15 protein-coding genes are annotated in these 17,257 nt (G+C 60.2%); 5 read left to right on the top strand and 10 right to left on the bottom strand.

Going from position 1 to position 17,257, the window contains the following annotated elements; genetic code table 11:
- Positions 1–90: 90 nt before the first annotated feature.
- The 5 genes from osmF to GJU83_RS12300 are packed head-to-tail and all read left to right on the top strand — an operon-like array spanning position 91 to position 4,798.
- Entirely contained in the window at positions 91–957 is an 867-nt protein-coding gene (gene osmF / locus GJU83_RS12320) for a glycine betaine ABC transporter substrate-binding protein OsmF (protein WP_370686085.1), read from the top strand.
- Positions 958–960: 3 nt separating this feature from the next.
- Entirely contained in the window at positions 961–2,148 is a 1,188-nt protein-coding gene (locus GJU83_RS12315) for an ABC transporter permease (protein WP_069183919.1), read from the top strand.
- 20 nt (positions 2,149–2,168) lie between these two features.
- Positions 2,169–3,116, top strand: a complete 948-nt coding sequence (locus GJU83_RS12310; RefSeq protein ID WP_069183918.1) for an ABC transporter ATP-binding protein — start codon at positions 2,169–2,171, stop codon at positions 3,114–3,116.
- A complete protein-coding gene (locus tag GJU83_RS12305; RefSeq protein ID WP_069183917.1) occupies positions 3,116–3,859 on the top strand; it encodes an ABC transporter permease in 744 nt (247 codons plus the stop codon). Before GJU83_RS12310 ends, GJU83_RS12305 begins: the two co-directional genes overlap by 1 nt.
- A gap of 30 nt (positions 3,860–3,889) precedes the next feature.
- Positions 3,890–4,798, top strand: a complete 909-nt coding sequence (locus tag GJU83_RS12300) for an MFS transporter (protein ID WP_228715186.1) — start codon at positions 3,890–3,892, stop codon at positions 4,796–4,798.
- An 18-nt stretch (positions 4,799–4,816) separates the two neighbouring features.
- Here the strand turns inward: GJU83_RS12300 and GJU83_RS12295 are convergent, their stop codons facing one another.
- From GJU83_RS12295 to GJU83_RS12250, 10 genes are all read right to left on the bottom strand, one after another.
- A complete protein-coding gene (locus GJU83_RS12295) occupies positions 4,817–6,802 on the bottom strand; it encodes a hypothetical protein (protein ID WP_153634482.1) in 1,986 nt (661 codons plus the stop codon).
- A 21-nt stretch (positions 6,803–6,823) separates the two neighbouring features.
- Positions 6,824–7,510, bottom strand: a complete 687-nt coding sequence (locus GJU83_RS12290) for a DUF2959 domain-containing protein (RefSeq protein WP_153634481.1) — start codon at positions 7,508–7,510, stop codon at positions 6,824–6,826.
- Positions 7,511–7,662: 152 nt separating this feature from the next.
- Positions 7,663–9,351: an AMP-binding protein gene (locus GJU83_RS12285; protein WP_153634480.1), complete on the bottom strand. Its 1,689-nt coding sequence runs from the start codon at positions 9,349–9,351 to the stop codon at positions 7,663–7,665.
- Positions 9,352–9,403: 52 nt separating this feature from the next.
- Positions 9,404–9,979, bottom strand: coding sequence for a peroxidase-related enzyme (locus tag GJU83_RS12280; protein ID WP_069183914.1), 576 nt, complete (start codon positions 9,977–9,979; stop codon positions 9,404–9,406).
- Positions 9,980–9,993: 14 nt separating this feature from the next.
- Positions 9,994–10,899, bottom strand: a complete 906-nt coding sequence (locus GJU83_RS12275) for a hydroxymethylglutaryl-CoA lyase (RefSeq protein ID WP_069183913.1) — start codon at positions 10,897–10,899, stop codon at positions 9,994–9,996.
- Entirely contained in the window at positions 10,899–12,893 is a 1,995-nt protein-coding gene (locus GJU83_RS12270) for an acetyl/propionyl/methylcrotonyl-CoA carboxylase subunit alpha (protein ID WP_136631344.1), read from the bottom strand. Before GJU83_RS12270 ends, GJU83_RS12275 begins: the two co-directional genes overlap by 1 nt.
- Positions 12,894–12,895: 2 nt before the next feature.
- Positions 12,896–13,702: an enoyl-CoA hydratase-related protein gene (locus GJU83_RS12265; protein WP_136631345.1), complete on the bottom strand. Its 807-nt coding sequence runs from the start codon at positions 13,700–13,702 to the stop codon at positions 12,896–12,898.
- Positions 13,703–13,716: 14 nt separating this feature from the next.
- Complete coding sequence (locus GJU83_RS12260; protein ID WP_069183910.1) at positions 13,717–15,324, bottom strand: carboxyl transferase domain-containing protein; 1,608 nt, start codon at positions 15,322–15,324, stop codon at positions 13,717–13,719.
- A gap of 202 nt (positions 15,325–15,526) precedes the next feature.
- Positions 15,527–16,696, bottom strand: coding sequence for an isovaleryl-CoA dehydrogenase (locus tag GJU83_RS12255; protein ID WP_069183909.1), 1,170 nt, complete (start codon positions 16,694–16,696; stop codon positions 15,527–15,529).
- Between the two features lie 29 nt (positions 16,697–16,725).
- Positions 16,726–17,169 carry a MerR family transcriptional regulator gene (locus GJU83_RS12250; RefSeq protein WP_153634479.1) on the bottom strand — a complete coding sequence of 148 codons (444 nt, stop codon included), beginning with the start codon at positions 17,167–17,169 and terminating at the stop codon, positions 16,726–16,728.
- Positions 17,170–17,257 lie beyond the last annotated feature (88 nt).

The raw sequence follows: 17,257 nt of genomic DNA, 5'->3' as shown, positions 1-17,257 counted from the left end.
TCTAGACTGTTATAGGTAACCAAAACCAGAGGAATGGCCGTGACTCCCAAAACCCTTTTTCGCCGCACACTGGCATTGTTCGCTTTCGTGATGTCCGGATCTTTGTTGGCTGCCGACCCGGTAGTGGTGTCTTCGAAGATTGATACCGAAGGCTCGGTATTGGGCCAGATGGTATTGCAGTCCCTCGAAGGAGCCGGTATTCCGGTTGAAAACAGGCTTCAGCTGGGCGGTACGAGCATTGTCCGCAATGCCATCAAGGCCGGGGAAGTAGATATTTACCCGGAGTACACCGGCAACGCTGCCTTCTTCCACGACCAGGCCGACCGGGATATCTGGAAGGATGCCGGAAAAGCTTACCAGGAGGCCGCTCGCCTGGATAAAGAGGCACACAACATTGTCTGGCTGGAACCGGCAGAGGCCAACAACACCTGGGCCATGAGCGTACGTGGAGATCTGGCCCGTGAGAACAACCTGGCCACGCTCGAGGATCTGGCGCGCTATATCAACGAAGGCGGTGCCTTCAAGTTTGCGGCCAGCGCCGAGTTTGTGGAATCCGCCAGTGCCCTGCCGGCGTTCCAGGAGGCCTATGGTTTCAAGCTTGAATCCGACCAGCTTTTGATTCTTTCAGGTGGTAATACGGCGGCTACATTGCGTGCGGCGGCGTTGAACAATAACGACGTGAACGGGGCGATGACGTACGGTACCGATGGCGGCCTGGATGCGCTGGATCTGAAGGTGATGGAAGATACCGCGGGCGTTCAGCCGGTGTACCAGCCTGCGCCCATAGTGCGTGGCGAGGTGCTGGAAACCTACCCGCAGATCCGGGAGGTGCTCACTCCGATCTTTGAATCGCTGGATCTTGAAACCCTGCAGCGCCTGAATGGCCAGGTAGCGGTAAACGGGGTGCCTGCGGATACTGTCGCGCGGGATTACCTGGATTCCCTCGCCCAGGACTGAGGTTTGTCAATTTTCAGCTCCGTTACTCCGAATTTCTTGCCTAACCGTGTCCTGCCCGTGCTGGGATGTCTTGCCCTGGCGCTGGTCTGGTTGCTGGACTTGGGCGTGATCCAACCCAACCGGATTGTCCCGGGTACCGGTCACGGCCTGTTGTCGGCGCTCGGCGGAGCCGGGGCCGGTCTGGTCTCGCTGATCCTGGCCGGTTGCGTCTTGCTGTCTCTTCTGCCGCTGCGCCGCCGTTACCTGCCGCTGCTGGCTCTGGTAGGGCTTTCACTGGCGCTGTTGCCACTGCTGCTTGAGGTTTTTGCGAGCCGGCATCTTCCAGAGAACGCCCCTTACGCACGATCGTCCATCGGTGCCGGTTTCTGGTGTCTGCTGTTTCTGCTGTCCCTGATGCTGATCGAAATTCTCGGGCGTCTTGGAAGCGGGCGAGGGCTGCAGCTGCTGATTCTGGCCTTTGTCAGCGGAAGCTGGCTGTGGTTCCTGCGAGGCGATGGCCTTGAGAGTCTGTCCCTGGTTCGGGAGTTCACCGCCCGGCCAGACAAGTTTGAGCAAGCATTCTGGACCCACCTGGCTTTGGCATTCGGGGCAGTCAGCATCAGTGCGTGCCTGGCGTTTTTCCTTGCCCTGAAGATGATTCGCAGCGTCGCCTGGCGCCGGCCCATCCTTGGTGCTGTCAGCTTTCTGCAGACCATTCCCAGCCTGGCGGTGTTTGGTTTGCTGATCGCGCCGCTCAGCGCTCTGGCGGCTGCCTTTCCGGCACTTCAGGCGATGGGGATCCGCGGAATTGGCTGGGCGCCGGCTTTGCTGGCGCTGGTGGCCTACAGTCTTCTGCCGATGGTGCGTAATACCTTTGTGGCGCTCACTGAAGTGCCCGAAAGCCTCTCCGATGCTGGGCGAGGAATGGGAATGAATGAACGGCAGCTGTTTTTCAAACTCAAGCTGCCGCTGGCACTGCCGGTGATTGTGGAGGGCGTTCGCATTACCACGATTCAGGCCATTGGCCTGACGGCGGTTGCCGCACTGATCGGCGCTGGCGGTTTCGGCAGTTTTATCTTTCAGGGCCTGGGGCAGGCGGCGATGGACCTGGTATTGCTGGGCGCCTTGCCAACGATTGCACTCGCGCTGCTGGCGGATGCTTTGCTTACCATGCTGGCGGCGAGTCTGAAGCCGACACCGGCGACGGCCTGACAGGAAAAGGATAAGCCCGGATGATCGAACTGAAAAACGTAACCCGCCGCTTCGGTGACGCCGTCGCCGTGGACAGCATCAATCTGACGGTCGAAACAGGAGAGGTTTGCGTGCTGGTGGGCAGCTCGGGCTGCGGCAAGTCCACCACCTTGCGGATGATCAACCAGTTGCTGCCCCACAGCGAGGGCGAGATTCTGGTGGACGGCAAGGATGTGACCGCCATGAACCCGGAGCAGCTGCGGCTGAACATGGGGTATGTCATCCAGGGCACCGGGCTGTTTCCGCACTGGACGGTGGCCCGCAACATAGCCATGGTGCCCCAGCTTCTGAAATGGCCACGGGAGCAGATCGACGAACGTGTTCATGAGCTGCTGACGCTGCTGGACCTTGACCCGGCCGTCCATGCCAACAAGTATCCCCAGCAACTGTCCGGCGGCCAGGCCCAACGGGTGGGGGTTGCCAGGGCACTGGCGGCCAATCCTAATATTCTGCTGATGGACGAACCCTTCGGTGCGCTGGATGCCATCACGCGCGAAAATCTGCAGCTGGAAATGCTGCGCATCCAGAGACAGTTGAAAAAAACCACGGTGTTCGTGACCCACGATATCGACGAGGCCCTGAGACTGGCGTCTCGCATCGCCGTTATGGACCGGGGCCGTATCATTCAGCACGACACGCCAGAGAACATCCTCCGCCGGCCGGCCTCCGAGTTTGTCGAGAATCTGGTGGGCAAGCAGGACCGGGGACTAAAACTGATGAGCCTGCGCAGCGTGCGTGACCTGATGCAAGCATACCCACAGCCGAGGCAACCGGAACCCGGAGCCGATGGTCTCAACGAAGACGACAGTCTGCGGGTGGCGCTGTCGATCATGCTCTGGCAGAACTGGAACCATGTGCCCGTGTTCAATGCCGAGGGCCAGGAAACCGGAACCATCACGCGCGAACGCATTATCCAGGAAGGTGCCTGATGCGGATCTGGGTGCCACCGGTATTGCTGACCGCGCTGCTGTGCGCCCTGAGTGCGGGCATGCCGGCTCTGGAGCCACTATTCGAATGGGTGCAGCCGGACAAACAGAACGTCATCTATGAGCGGGAGAGCTTCCTGTTTCTGCTGCAGAATCATCTGACGCTGGTGGTGATTTCCGCGCTTGTGGGCACGGTTGCTGCGGTAGCGGGCGGAATCTTTGCCACCCGGCCTTCCGGCCGGGATTTTCTGCCACTGGTGAGCCAGATTGCGTCCATTGGCCAGACCTTCCCGCCGGTGGCGGTTCTGGCCCTGGCGGTGCCGGTTCTTGGCTTCGGCGAGGCGCCGATTCTAGTCGCATTGATCCTGTATGGCCTATTGCCCATTTTGCGCAACACCCTGGCGGGCCTTGAGGGGGTTGATACCACCGTCAGGCAGGCAGCCCTGGGCATGGGCATGTCGCCGCTGCAGGTGCTTCTGCAGGTGGAACTGCCGCTGGCGGGCAGGGTGATTCTGGCCGGCATTCGCACTTCGGTGACGATCAACATTGCCACCGCAGCCATTGGCTCAACCATTGGGGCCCGAACCCTTGGTGATCCGGTGATTGCCGGTCTGGTGAATGGCAACACGGCCTACGTGCTGCAGGGTGCGATTCTGATTGGGCTCTTGGCGCTCACCGTGGATAGCCTGTTTGAGGCGGTGGAGCGGGTCTGGGATCGCCGATTTCTGCCCCAGGCTGCAGGCTGAAACCGTTCGCACTGTACGCTCACCGCCGCCATGCAGGCGCTGGTCAGACGCTCCCTCCACGGCCGGGTCAGCTCGGTAATGAACGCGGGCACGAGTGTGGGTGTCATGGTCGCTGTACCAACCATTCTTTTCCTGGCCGGTGCCTGGCGCTATGCCTACGCGTTCTTTGCGGTGCTGGCGGTTATTGGCGTGATTGCCACCTGGTTCTTCATTCCCTCGGTTTCACGTGTGGTTCCCGCCAATGCGGCGCCCGTGCAGCCAATCAGTGCGGATCAGTGGTGGCGACTGCTCCGGCTCTCTTTGTTCGCCTTCATGATGGGGTTTGTGTCTGCCGCCTTCTGGATTTTCGCGCCGGACCTTGTCGTTAACCTCGGATCCATGCCCTCCGATGCCACCGGCTGGCTGTGGTTGGGTGTTGGCTTCGCAGGTCTGGGCGGTGCGGTGGTGGCCGATCTGGCAGACCGGAACAATCCGCCGGTTACCCAGGCCCTGATGTTGATGACATTGGCTGTGAGCCTGGCGTTGCTGGCAGCCAGCCCGGACAACCTGGTGATTTCGGCGTTTTCCGCACTGGTTTTTGGCCTGGCCTATATGAGTCTGACCGGCCTGTATCTGATGACCGGCATTCGCCTGTTGCCGGGGCGGCTGTCCATGGGGCCGGTGCTGCCATTTATCGCCGTATCCCTGGGCCAGGCGGCTGGCTCGCCAGTGGTTGGTCTTCTGGTCGGCAGCGTGGGTTACGCCGATGCCTTTGCCATGTTCTGCTCTATCGGCATCGTTGTGGCCATGCTGTCTCCCTTCTATCCGCGGTATCTCGAGTATGAGCCGGAGGAGGAGACTGAAGAGGATACCGGCCTGCAGGCCGCCTATGACTACCAGCTTCAGGACGAGGAAGGCGAACCCTACTCGCCGGTTACAGGTAAGACTGAGAGCTACTAGGCTGCGCCGCTTCAGGGGCTAGCCCGGGGACCCGTCGGTGGGCGCTGCCCAGCTGGTATAGCCAAGGTCCATAACGCGGGCGACTTCCTCATCCGGTATGGCCGAAAGGTCGCCAAGCTCCAGGGGGTCGAAGTGGAAGGCATAGAGGCGGGAGGTGAACTCGGCAATAGGCAGGGAAGCTTCGCCTCGAAATTCGCCGTTGCCGTGGGTTGAGCAGGTAATGCCCTGGCCCCAGTTCTGGCCGCTGTCGTTGTTTGGGTTGAAGAAATAGACCCGCATTTCGTTTTTTGGGCTCAGGGCAACCCGCAGTATGTTAATGGCGTGGCGGCCGACGAATCGGGCGGCGCTGTCGGTAACAGCAATGCCGGCGGGCTGGGCGTGAATCACCGGGATGTTGCCGTTGTAGAAAGGGTGATAACTGGCGTAAAAATGCCGGATAAAACCTTCATAGTCGTGCACCTCACCGGTTTTTACATCGGTGACCGCGCGGAAACCATGGCTCACCCACCAGCCGTAGAATTCCGGGTTGATCCAGCGGTGGGCATCCTCATCCCGGTTCTCACAGCGGCGCCACATTTCGCCGTAAAGGCGGTCCAGATGGGGGATGAGAACCAGCGAAACCGGGTCGACATCCACGGGCGTTCCTTTGACAAGCCCCGGCTCCAGATCCCGGGATGATACCTCCTGGCCCTCGAATCGACTGAGTACCTCATTGTCCCGAGCCGCCCAGGCCAGAACCTGCAGCAGGTAATCCGCCTCGTTCGATGCCCACATGGAAAGGCCAATGGCAGACTGGCAGGTGGGGTTGTTGCCCTGGCCAACACCCAGTGGCTGTCCCAGAAGATTGATAACACCGGCGAGCAGGAAAACCCGCGGCGGCCGCGCATCGCCGAATGTCTCTGCCAGGGCCTGGTTGGTTTCGGCAGACGGCTGGAGCTTGATTTGCCGCCATAACGCCTGGGCCACGGAGGGGGTAAACAGCGACCCGCGCTCCAGCATCATGGTCAGGCCATACACGGCCTGGCAGGTTTCCGGGTAAATGGCCTCGTCAATCAGTGCATGGACCAGTTCGGTGTAGCAGTAGAGATCGTCCAGGCCGGTCATGGTCAGGCCCAGGGTGTTGGGGATCAGTTCGTCCTGGCCGGTATCGCGGAGAAACCTGAGCATCACGGCATGGTAGGGGGAGGCCAGGCCTGTATCGAACATGCTGCGGGCAAAACTGCTGGCTTCGGAGGACAGCGCCAGGTCATCCATATCTTTCAGGCGTTGCTCGTAAACCGCAAGGCCCGGGTCCTCCGCACTGGCGGGGGTAGGGGCAAACAGTGCTCTCACCAGCCGGGTGGCGTCGGAACTCCCCCGGGTTTTCATCTCGGGGTCATACAGGCACTTGGCAATCTGCCCGATCATCTCGCAGATGCTGTCCACTTGCACTGGCCCCTGGTCCAGCAATCGCCACACTTCAGCCACCAGGCTGTCCAGCAGGCTCTCGTAGCCGAGGTGAGAGACCAGATAGCGATAGAGTTCGAGGACGATGGTGCCGAGTTGCTTCGGACGTTCCCGATCGGCTTCGGTGAGTTGGCCAGACAGCAGATCCAGGTTCAGGGCCATCACCTGGGTGAGGAAGTGCCTCGCCTGCTCCGCAGAGATACCGGGATGGAAATAGTCGCCCCGGGTAACGGCCAGCATGCGCAGCTCGCTGAGCGCCTCGACGATGGTGGTGACCGCACCGGCCGCCCGAAGCGAATGTTTTGCCAGGGCGGGTTGCAACAGGGCTGGCCGGGCCCAGTCACTGGTTCCGAAAATACCGGCGGATTCCAGTGAGCGAACCCTGCGGTACAGGGCGTCGAACCCGCCGGGCAGGGTCATCAGCAGTCTGGAACGCTCCAGTACGCCAAGACTGGACGCCTTCGGATCGGCGCGGCGGGCGCGGGCAAACTCTGCCAGCGCCATATCAAACTGCATCAGTGCCGGCTTGAGCGCAGGATCTGGGTCTTGGCGCTCCATAGCGTTGGCTCCCTTGCGGTTTTATCCGCCCTGACGAAAGCGTTGGATAAAGGCTTCAGACTCCGCGATTGACTGTTCCATATTGCGAATCAGGTAATCCACATCCTGCCGGATACTCACCAGTTCGTTTTCCAGTGAGCCGATCGCCTGGGCGTTCAGGTTGTGTTTAAGATACAGCACCTGGTCTTCAAATGCCTGTAACACCGGCTCCATACGATCCTCGGCATCGTGCATTCGGCTGATCAGCTGGCTGTACTGAACACGGGTATCCTTCAGTTGTTGCTCACTGCTGCGGCGCAGTGAGGCGCTCTCGTAGAGGCTGAGCTCGTCTTCCCATTCATCAAACAGGTCCTCGGCGACTTCTTCCACCTTGTCGATTCGGTCTCTAACCTCTTCGGCACTCGCCAGGCTGTCTTCGTAGGCATCGCTGATTTCGGCATATTGTTCCTTGAGCTCGGTGTCAGGCGTGTCCACCACACTCTGGAAACGCTCAAGCGAAGAACGGAAGGTTTCCTGGGCGTCGTTCTGGCTGTCCCGGGCATCTTCGACCCGATCTACCAGTATGTCCCGCTTTTCATACCCGAATTTTTCCATGGTTTTGTAGTACACCGTGGAACACCCGCCCAGCAGCACAGTGGCAAACAATAACAACCAGAAACGCTGGATGCTGGTTTGTGTCTTCGGGAAGTCGGTAGCGGGTATGGGCATAGAGGCGTCTCCGGTTGCATGCTAATCAGAGAAGTGAAGCATGGCGATGGAGCGCTGACAAGCACGGATTCGGCCCGCTTTTGCTGGTGCTGTTAACAACAAACCCCGGCGCGGAGCCGGGGTCTGTGAATTCAACCTGGAAGAAAGGCTGATTATTTCTTCAGTCCCATTTCCTCGATCGAGATCTCGCGCATCTTGAACTTCTGGATCTTCCCGGTGACGGTCATCGGGAATTCGTCCACGAACTTGTAGTTCTTGGGGATCTTGAAGTGGGCAATCTTGCCTTTGCAGAAGGCCTGCAGGTCCTCTGCGGTGACGGGCGCCGCTTCCGGTGCCAGCTTCACCCAGGCAATCAGCTCTTCGCCGTATTTGTCATCGGGAATGCCGGTTACCTGCACTTCTTCGATGGCCGGATGGGTGTAGAGGAACTCTTCGATTTCTTTAGGGTAGATGTTCTCACCACCGCGGATGACCATGTCCTTGATGCGGCCAACGATCTGGATATAGCCCTCTTCGTCCATGGTGGCCAGGTCGCCGGTGTGCATCCAGCCGGCATCGTCGATGGCTTCGCGGGTTTTCTCTTCGTTGTTCCAGTACTTCAGCATCACGCTGTAGCCACGGGTGCACAGCTCACCGATCTCACCGCGCGGGACCACGTTGCCGGTGCCCGGATCCACAATCTTGGTTTCCAGGTGCGGCTGGGTGCGGCCCACGGTGGTGACCTGCTTCTCGAACGGGTCGAGGGAGCTGGTCTGGGTGGAAACCGGGCTGGTTTCGGTCATGCCGTAGGCAATCTGAACCTCTTTCATGTTCATCTTGCCGTTGACCTTCTTCATCACCTCGGCCGGGCAGATGGAGCCGGCCATGATGCCGGTGCGCAGGGTGGAGAGATCGTAGGTCTCGAACTCCGGCTCTGCCAGTTCGGCGATGAACATGGTGGGCACGCCATACAGGGCGGTAGCCTTCTCCTGATGCACAGCCTGCAACACGGACTTGGGCTCGAAGCCTTCGCCCGGGTAAATCATGGTGGAGCCGTGGGTGATGCAGCCCAGGTTGCCCATGACCATGCCGAAGCAGTGGTACAGCGGCACCGGAATCACCAGGCGGTCTTTTTCGGTCAGCAGCTGGCTCTCGCCCACAAAGTACCCGTTGTTGAGGATGTTGTGGTGGGTGAGGGTGGCGCCTTTCGGGTTACCGGTGGTGCCGGAGGTGAACTGGATATTGATGGGATCATCGAACTGCAGTTCGCCCTGGCGCTTCACCAGATCGTCCTGGGATACGTCGCTTGAGAAGCCGAGGAATTCCTCCCAGGTCCACATGCCATCGTGTTTGTCTTCGTGCACATTGATCACGGCACGCAGTTCCGGAACGTGGTCGGCCTTGAGCTTGCCAGGAGCGCTACGCTTCAGCTCCGGTGCCAGCTCGTAGATCATTTCCCGGTAATTGGAGGCCTTGAAACTGTCTGCTGTTACCAGGGTAGTGATGCCGGCCAGGTTCAGGGCGTATTGCAGTTCGTGCACACCGTAGGCCGGGTTGATGTTCACCAGGATGGCGCCGACTTTGGCAGTGGCGAACTGGGTAACGGTCCACTCGTAGCGGTTGGGGGACCAGATGCCCACGCGGTCGCCACGTTTTACGCCGATGGCCATGAAGGCGCGGGCGGCCTCGTCGACCTTTTCAACAAACTCTTTGTAGGTCCAGCGAATGTCCTGGTGCAGGCACACCAGGGCTTCGTTGTCGGGGTACTTCTCGGCGGTGCGGTCGAGCATTTCACCGATGGTCATGCCAAGCAGGGGCACTTCCGCGGTTCCGCTGGTATAGCTTGGTAGAGTCTTGCTCATATCTCTGCCTCCATTGTTTTTGTATTCGAGGGCGAGCAGGGTGGTGTACCTGCTAGCGACTCTGACTGTGATATTCGGGGTTAGGTTGCATATCGCTGGCAATCGCTACGCGGTTGGACATGTTGTAGAAACCGATCAGGTTACTGAGATCCCAGATGCCCCGGTCGCTGAGTCCGGCATCCCGCAGGGCCTGGATGTCGTCCTCGGTAACAGTGGCCGGCGAGCGGGTCAGGTGCGACGCAAAATCCAGCATGGCCCGCTGGCGCTTGTCGAGTTTGGCGCTGCGGTAGTTCATCACCATGTGCTCACCCAACTGGGGATCACCGCTCAGGACGCGTACGGCGGCGCCGTGGGCGACCAGGCAGTAGAAGCATTTGTTCTCGGAGGAGACCACCACGGCAACCATTTCCCGCTCCAGTTTGGAGAGTTCACCTTCGCCGAGCATAAGCTCGTTGTACAGGCGGGTGAAGCCCTCAAGCTGTTTGAGGTTCTGGCTGTAGGCGGTGAGTACGTTCGGGATCATGCCCAGCTTTTCCTGGCAGATCTGGAAGTACTTCTGGGTGTCTTCCGGCATGTCGCTGATCTCGGGAATTGGCAGATCCAGTGCGACCACATTCTTGTTGCTCATGACTACTCCTGGTTTTAACAGTTACCGCCCAGTGCCTGGCCGACCTTGGAACCGTTGTGGCGGTTCAGTTGGCCGCAGATCCAGTCGCCGGTGGCGACCAGTTTGTCCAGATCGACACCCGTTTCGATGCCCAGACCGTTCAGCAGGTATAGCACGTCTTCGGTAGCGACGTTGCCCGATGCGCCTTTGGCATAGGGGCAGCCGCCGAGGCCAGCGACGGAGGCATCGATCACTGATACACCTTCTTCGAGCACCGCGTAGAGGTTGGCCAGCGCTTGGCCGTAGGTGTCGTGGAAGTGGGCGGCCAGTTTTTCCATGGGTACGTGGGCGGCGACGGCTTCGAGCATGCGTTTGGCTTTCAGCGGCGTGCCGACGCCGATGGTGTCGCCCAGGGAGATTTCGTGGCAGCCCATGTCGTAAAGGGCTTTGGCCACGGTGGCCACCTGCTCGGGTGCAATGTCGCCTTCGTACGGGCAACCCATCACGGTGGAAACGTAACCGCGCACGGGGATGCCGTGTTTGCGGGCTTCTTCCACCACCGGGGCGAAGCGCTCAAGGCTTTCGGCGATGGTGCAGTTGATGTTCTTTTTGGTGAAGGATTCGGACGCGGCGCCGAAAACGGCGACCTCGTCGGCCTTCGCCGCCAGTGCGCCTTCGAACCCTTTCAGGTTCGGGGTCAGGGCAGAGTAGCGAACGCCGGCCTTGCGGTTGATGCTGGCCATTACTTCGGCGGCATCGCCCATCTGTGGCACCCATTTAGGGGACACGAAGCTGGCGGCCTCGATGTGGCTCAGGCCGCTGTCTGCCAGGCGGTCGATCAGCCCGGTTTTGATGGCGGTGGCGATCACCGGGCCGGGCTCGTTCTGGAGTCCGTCCCTGGGGCTCATCTCAACCAGGCGAACCTGTTTGGGAAAGGCCATCAGCCTGCCTCCTCTTCATCTACTTCAATGGCAATCAGTTCGGCACCTTCGGACACCTGGTCGCCTTCGGCGAAGAAGATGTCGGTAACCACGCCGTCGGCCGGGGCCTTGATGGCGTGTTCCATCTTCATGGCTTCCATGATCACCAGGCTCTGACCGGCGGTGACCTTGTCACCCACCTTGGCCTGCACGGCCACGATGGCGCCGTTCATGGGTGCGGCCAGGCTGCCTTCGCCGGCCATTTCCTCGAAGCCGTAGCTTTCCTTGTACACGGTGCAGTTGAAGGTGTCGCCTTCGTAGAACAGCACCAGCTGGTCGTTGTGCAGGTTGCCGTGGATGCTGATGCGGTGGCCGTTGATGACGGCCTGCAGGTAGTCATCGTCCAGTCGGGCAGTAAGGTTGTATACGCTGTCGCCCACGAACACCTGATAGCGGTCGTCGCGTTCCAGGACCTTCAGGTCGTGAATCTCTTCACCCACCTGCAGCTGCAATGGCTGGGCGAACTCGGAGTTCATGCGCCAGCTGTTCTGGCGGCCGAACGGCGACCAGGGGTCGGTGCTGACCACTTCCCGGGATTTGCGCTGTTCCAGAACAAAACCGGCGGCCAGTACCAGGGCCTTGTGGGTATCCAGCTTGGATTTCGGGAACAGCAGTTCCCGGTGATCCTCAATGAAGCCGGTGGTCAGGTCGGCTTCCCGGAACGGCTGGGCGTCGGCCAGGGCGTGCAGGAACCGGATATTGGTCTTCACGCCGGCGATGCGGTAGTGCTCTAGGGCCTGGACCATGCGGTTGATTGCCTGGTCGCGGGTTTCGTCCCACACGATCAGTTTGGCGATCATGGGGTCGTAGTGGATGCTGATGTCGTCGCCTTCGGTCACACCGGTATCCACCCGCACATGGGCGCTTTCGTCCGGGGTGCTCAGGTAGCGCAGGTTGCCGGTGGCCGGCAGGAAGTCCTGGTCCGGGTCTTCGGCGTAGATTCGCGCTTCGAGGGCATGACCACGGGTTTTCACCTGGGACTGTTCCAGCGGCAGGGGCTCGCCCCAGGCCACTTTCAGCTGCCATTCCACCAGATCCTGGCCGGTGACCATTTCGGTAACCGGGTGCTCGACCTGCAAGCGGGTGTTCATTTCCATGAAGAAGAAGGAACCGTCCACGTCGTACAGGAATTCAACGGTGCCGGCACCCACATAGTTGATGGCCTGGGCAGCGCGCACGGCCGCTTCACCCATGGCCTTGCGGGTGTCTTCGCTCAGGCCCGGGGCTGGGGCTTCTTCCAGGACTTTCTGGTGACGGCGCTGCACGGAGCAGTCACGCTCGGCCAGGAACACGCCCTTGCCGTCCTGATCACAGAACACCTGAATTTCCACGTGCCGCGGCTGGGTCAGGTAGCGTTCGATGAGCATGTCCGGGTTGCCGAAGGCGTTCTGTGCTTCACGCTTGGCGGCCGCCAGGGCATCGTCAAATTCGCCCATGCTGTTGACCACGCGCATGCCTTTACCACCGCCGCCGGCAACGGCCTTGAGCAGCAGCGGGAAGCCGCATTTCTCGGCTTCGGCCCGCAGGGTTTCAACGGACTGGTCATCGCCATGGTAACCGGGCACCAGGGGAACACCGGCTTCTTCCATGATGGCCTTGGCTGCAGACTTGGAGCCCATGGCGGCAATGGCTGAAGAGGGCGGGCCGATGAAGACAATGTTGTTGGCTTCGCAGGCTTCGGCAAACGCGGTGTTTTCCGAGAGGAAACCGTAGCCCGGGTGAACGGCCTGGGCACCACTCTTCTTGGCAATCTCGATGATCTTTTCGGCGCGCAGGTAGCTCTCGGAGCTGGGTGCGGGCCCGATGTGGAAGGCTTCGTCGGCCATGGCCACGTGCCGGGCATTGGCGTCGGCGTCGGAATAGACGGCGACGACCCGAATGCCCATGCGGTGGGCGGTTTGTATGATCCGGCAGGCGATTTCGCCCCGGTTGGCGATCAGAATCTTGCTGAACATTGTTATTCTTCCTCCGGAACCCAGTTGGCCTTGCGCTTGTTCAGGAAGGCGCTGAGCCCTTCCTGCCCTTCTTCACCCACCCGGATATCCGCGATGCGGTGTGCGGTGTCGTCAATCACGTCGTCGTTGATCGGTTTGTGGCTGACGGCGAATACCAGATCCTTGGCGGCTTTCATCGCTTCGGGCCCGTTCATGGCCAGTTGCTGGAGCATCTCGTTGCAGCGGGCTTCCATGGCTTCGACATCGTCACAGACGATGTGGACAAGGCCGTATTCCTGAGCTTGCTTTGCGGTAAACACTTCGGCAGAGATGAAATACCGCCGGGCCTGGCGCTCGCCGATGGCGCGCACCACGTAGGGGCTGATCACCGCCGGAATCAGGCCAAGTTTCACTTCGCTGAGACAGAAGCTGGATTTCTCGGTAGCGATCACGATATCGCAGCAGGCGGCAAGGCCCACCGCGCCACCGAAGGCCGCACCCTGTACCAGGCCAATAACCGGCTTGGACAGGTGGTTGAGTACGTTCATCAGCCGCGCCAGTTCCCGCGAATCGTCGAGGTTTTCCTGGCGGGTGTTCTCAGCCATGCGACGCATCCAGCCAAGGTCGGCCCCTGCGGAGAAGTGTTTGCCTTCGGAGCGCAGGATGACCACTTTCACGCTTTCGTCGGCGTTCACCTCGGTGAGGGTGCTGATCAACTGCTGAATGATCACGTCGTCAAAGGCGTTGCGCTTGTCGGGGCGGTTGAGAACCACCTCGGCAATGCCTTCGGAACGGTGCCTGAGCAGAACTGCGGATTCGTTGTCTGTCATGTCAGTCTCCCCGATTACATCCGGAACACGCCAAAGCGTGTCGGCTTGGCGGGTCGGTTAAGGGTGGCAGACAGGCTCAGGGCAACCACTTCCCGGGTCTGGGCCGGGTCGATGACGCCGTCGTCCCACAGGCGGGCACTGGCGTAGTAGGGGTGGCCCTGCTCTTCGTATTTGTCGATGACCGGTTTCTTGAACTGGGCTTCTTCCTCGGCGCTCCATTCCTGGCCTTTGCGCTCCATGCCTTCGCGCTTTACCTGGGCCAGTACGCCGGCAGCCTGCTCGCCGCCCATGACCGAGATGCGGGCGTTCGGCCACATCCAGAGGAAATCCGGGCTGTAGGCACGGCCACACATGCCGTAGTTGCCCGCACCAAAGGAACCGCCGATCAGCACGGTAATCTTGGGCACGTTGGCACAAGCCACGGCCATAACCATCTTGGCGCCGTGCTTGGCGATGCCTTCGGATTCGTATTTCTGGCCGACCATGAAGCCGGTGATGTTCTGCAGGAACAGCAGCGGGATGTTGCGCTGACAGCACAATTCAACGAAGTGGGCGCCTTTCTGGGCCGCTTCGCTGAACAGGATGCCGTTGTTGGCGATGATGCCCACGGGATAGCCGTGAATGTGGGCGAAGCCGGTGACCAGGGTCTGGCCGTAGTAGCGTTTGAATTCGTCAAACTCGGAACCGTCGACGGTGCGGGCGATCACGTCGCGCACGTCGAACTGTTTGCGCAGGTCGGTGCCGACAATGCCGTAGATTTCTTCAGCGTCGTACAGCGGCGCCTTCGGCTTGCGGATTTCCACATCCGTTGGCTTGCGACGGTTCAGGTTGGAGACGCTGCGCCGGGCGATTTCCAGGGCGTGGGCGTCGTTCTCCGCGTAGTGGTCTGCCACACCGGAGATTTTACAGTGGACGTCGGCGCCACCGAGGTCTTCGGCGCTGACCACTTCACCGGTGGCCGCTTTTACCAGCGGCGGCCCGGCCAGGAAGATGGTGCCTTGGTTGCGGACGATAATGGATTCGTCGGCCATGGCGGGCACGTAGGCGCCACCGGCGGTGCACAGGCCCATGACGACGGCGATCTGTGGGATGTCGTCGGCGGACATGCGGGCCTGGTTGTAGAAGATGCGGCCGAAGTGGTCGCGATCCGGGAAAACTTCGTCCTGGCGGGGCAAGTTTGCACCGCCGGAGTCGACCAGGTAGATGCACGGCAGGCGGTTCTGCAGGGCAATTTCCTGGGCGCGCAGGTGTTTCTTGACCGTCAGCGGGTAGTAGCTTCCGCCTTTTACGGTGGCGTCGTTGGCGATAATCATGCATTCGGTGCCGGAGACGCGGCCCACGCCGGCGATGACGCCTGCTGCGGGGACTTCTTCATCGTAGACGTTGTAAGCGGCGAACTGGCCAATTTCCAGGAACGGGGAACCGTCGTCCAGGAGGCGGTTGATGCGCTCTCTGGGAAGCAGTTTGCCGCGGGCGATGTGGCGCTCCTGGTAGGAGGGGCCGCCACCTTGCTGGATGGTGGCGACTTTGTCGCGCAGGTCGGCGACGGCCTTGGCCATGGATTCCTGGTTGGCCTGGAACTCTTCGGACCTGGGGTTAATCTTGCTTTGCAGTATTGTCATTGTTTCGGGCCTCGAGGTTCGGGGCGGCGGGACTGGCAGGCTGTCTTTCCGGGAACCGCTACGAGCACATCCATGTGCGCTTGACGTCGGCCATCCATGGCCGCCGACATTCCCGGAAAGACACCCTGCCACTCCCTCGTTTTAACTTGGGAGCAGGCCGTCCCCGGTGCAGGGTTGAACGGCCTCGCCTTGTAACGGCTGCTTACTTGTTCAGGTACAGCTCACGACCGATCAGCATCCGGCGGATCTCGGACGTACCAGCACCGATCTCATACAGTTTGGCGTCGCGCAGCAGGCGGCCTGTCGGGTATTCGTTGATGTAGCCGTTACCGCCGAGCAGCTGGATGGCGTCCAGGGCGATTTTGGTGGCCATTTCGGCGGAGTAGAGGATCGCGCCGGCGGCGTCTTTCCGGGTGGTTTCAGCGCCGCGGTCGGCGGACATGGCAACCATGTATACGTAGGATTTGGCGGTGTTCATCCAGGTGTACATGTCGGCAACTTTGCCCTGTACCAGCTCGAATTCGCCGATGGCCTGGCCGAACTGTTTGCGCTCGCGGATGTAGGGGACGACAACGTCCATGGCAGCCTGCATGATGCCCAGGGGGCCGCCGGAAAGAACGAGACGCTCGTAGTCGAGGCCGCTCATCAGGACCCGCGCGCCGTTGCCTTCCCCGCCCAGTACGTTTTCCTTGGGTACTTTGCAGTCTTCGAACACCAGTTCGCAGGTGTTGGAGCCACGCATGCCGAGCTTGTCGAGTTTCTGGTGGCGGCTGAAGCCCGGGTAGTCTCGCTCTACGATGAAGGCGGTCACGCCGCGTGAGCCGGCCTGAGTGTCGGTCTTGGCGTAGATGACGTAGGTGTGGGCGTCCGGACCGTTGGTGATCCACATTTTGTTGCCGTTGAGAACGTAGTGGTCTCCGGCGTCTTTGGCGCTCAGTTTCATGGAGATAACGTCGGAACCGGCGTTGGGCTCAGACATGGCCAGGGCGCCGATGTGCTCGCCGCTTACCAGTTTTGGCAGGTATTTCTGTTTCTGTTCTTCGGTGCCGTTGCGGTGAATCTGGTTCACACACAGGTTGGAGTGGGCACCGTAGGAGAGGCCAACGGAGGCGGAAGCACGGCTGATTTCTTCCATGGCGATCACGTGGGCCAGGTAGCCCATGTCGGAGCCGCCGTACTCTTCTTTCACGGTGATACCCAGCAGGCCCATGTCGCCCATTTTCCGCCACAGGTCCATGGGGAATTCGTTGTTACGATCGATTTCCTCGGCGCGTGGCGCGATTTCTGCAGCGGCAAAGCCGTTGACCTGCTCGCGGAGCATATCGAGGGTTTCGCCGAGGCCGAAGTTGAGCTCTGAGTACTGTGATTTCATCGTTGGCTACCTTTGATTTCTGTCGATCATTAGTTTTCAGCGGTCTGCCTGGCCTCGTCGTTGGCCGGCGCCTGCTGTTTCTTTTTCTTTTGTAGCTCCGCCAGGGCTTCTCGGCACCGGGCTTCCGCTGTGTCTATTTCCATCTCTGCCTGGGCAATGTCGTTCTTCTGCTGTTCCAGCATGGCTTTGCGACCGTCCAGGATCTCCAGCATTTTCAGGAGCTGTTTTTCGTTACCGGTGAGGGTTTCATCCCACAGGTCAAATAGCTCCCGGGTTTCCGCCAGGGTGAAGCCCATGCGCTTGCCGCGAAGGATCAGTTTCAGACGCACACGATCCTTGGTGCTGAAAATACGGGTCTGTCCGCGTCGGCGCGGCTTCAGCAGCCCCTGATCCTCATAGAAGCGGATGCTTCGCGTTGTGACATCGAACTCCTGTGAGAGCTCGCTGATGCTGAACGTTTTCTTTTCGACCATTGCGATTTCCTTTTTCGACTTAGGTTAGATAAAGTTTACGTAAACGTAAAGTAGTTTTCTGGTCCGATTTTAAACAAACAGAATCCTG

The organism is Marinobacter salsuginis (assembly GCF_009617755.1).
GTDB classification, from domain to species: Bacteria; Pseudomonadota; Gammaproteobacteria; order Pseudomonadales; family Oleiphilaceae; genus Marinobacter; species Marinobacter salsuginis.
This window is presented reverse-complemented; position numbering and strand designations above follow the sequence as displayed.

Coding starts and splice junctions, on each gene's coding strand:
- osmF (WP_370686085.1), top strand. CDS start 91: ATGTCCGGATCTTTGTTGGCTGCCGACCCGGTAGTGGTGTCTTCGAAG.
- GJU83_RS12310 (WP_069183918.1), top strand. CDS start 2,169: ATGATCGAACTGAAAAACGTAACCCGCCGCTTCGGTGACGCCGTCGCC.
- GJU83_RS12305 (WP_069183917.1), top strand. CDS start 3,116: ATGCGGATCTGGGTGCCACCGGTATTGCTGACCGCGCTGCTGTGCGCC.
- GJU83_RS12300 (WP_228715186.1), top strand. CDS start 3,890: ATGCAGGCGCTGGTCAGACGCTCCCTCCACGGCCGGGTCAGCTCGGTA.
- GJU83_RS12295 (WP_153634482.1), bottom strand. CDS start 6,802: ATGGAGCGCCAAGACCCAGATCCTGCGCTCAAGCCGGCACTGATGCAG.
- GJU83_RS12290 (WP_153634481.1), bottom strand. CDS start 7,510: ATGCCCATACCCGCTACCGACTTCCCGAAGACACAAACCAGCATCCAG.
- GJU83_RS12285 (WP_153634480.1), bottom strand. CDS start 9,351: ATGAGCAAGACTCTACCAAGCTATACCAGCGGAACCGCGGAAGTGCCC.
- GJU83_RS12280 (WP_069183914.1), bottom strand. CDS start 9,979: ATGAGCAACAAGAATGTGGTCGCACTGGATCTGCCAATTCCCGAGATC.
- GJU83_RS12275 (WP_069183913.1), bottom strand. CDS start 10,899: ATGGCCTTTCCCAAACAGGTTCGCCTGGTTGAGATGAGCCCCAGGGAC.
- GJU83_RS12270 (WP_136631344.1), bottom strand. CDS start 12,893: ATGTTCAGCAAGATTCTGATCGCCAACCGGGGCGAAATCGCCTGCCGG.
- GJU83_RS12265 (WP_136631345.1), bottom strand. CDS start 13,702: ATGACAGACAACGAATCCGCAGTTCTGCTCAGGCACCGTTCCGAAGGC.
- GJU83_RS12260 (WP_069183910.1), bottom strand. CDS start 15,324: ATGACAATACTGCAAAGCAAGATTAACCCCAGGTCCGAAGAGTTCCAG.
- GJU83_RS12255 (WP_069183909.1), bottom strand. CDS start 16,696: ATGAAATCACAGTACTCAGAGCTCAACTTCGGCCTCGGCGAAACCCTC.
- GJU83_RS12250 (WP_153634479.1), bottom strand. CDS start 17,169: ATGGTCGAAAAGAAAACGTTCAGCATCAGCGAGCTCTCACAGGAGTTC.